The organism is Streptomyces sp. NPDC127092, from assembly GCF_042722475.1.
Lineage (GTDB): Bacteria > Actinomycetota > Actinomycetes > Streptomycetales > Streptomycetaceae > Streptomyces.
The window spans coordinates 1-482 of the sequence record NZ_JBHXFE010000192.1 but is presented as its reverse complement, the minus strand read 5'-3'; the positions used below and the strand labels follow the sequence as shown (position 1 = coordinate 482).

Annotated in this window: 1 pseudogene; it reads left to right on the top strand. The window is 66.0% G+C overall.

What is annotated here, in order from left to right:
• Nucleotides 1-482, top strand: a pseudogene (locus tag ACFWJO_RS38730) (ATP/GTP-binding protein); the annotation flags it as partial.

Here is a 482-nt window from a genome sequence, read left to right as displayed (position 1 = left end):
TTCGGCGCCATCGAAGCCGCCCACATCCTCGCCGAATGCGGCTTGGGGCCGCAGCGGCTGTTCGTGGCCGTGCTCGACGAGCTCTGGAGGGTCCTCGATTCGGGTCCCGGCATGGTCGGTCGCATCAATGAACTCACCCGTCTGACGCGCACCCGCGGCACGGCGCTGGCGATGATCACCCACACGGTCAAGGACCTCGAATCGTTGGAGTCCACTGTCGACATCAGTAAGGCGAAGGGCTTCATCGAACGTGCCGGTGGCTTGATCGTCGGTGGCCTGCCCAAGAGTGAGATGGACAAGCTCGACGCGATCGTCCCGTTCACCGATTCCGACCGCGAGTGGGTGGCGAGCCTGTCCACCCCGGCCGGCTACGACCCGGTCACCGAGCAGGAGGCTCCGCCCCCAGGGCGGGGGTACTTTCTGCTGCGTTTGGGCACCGAACGGGTTCCGGGCTTCCGGTTCCGCACCACCTTCACTACGAC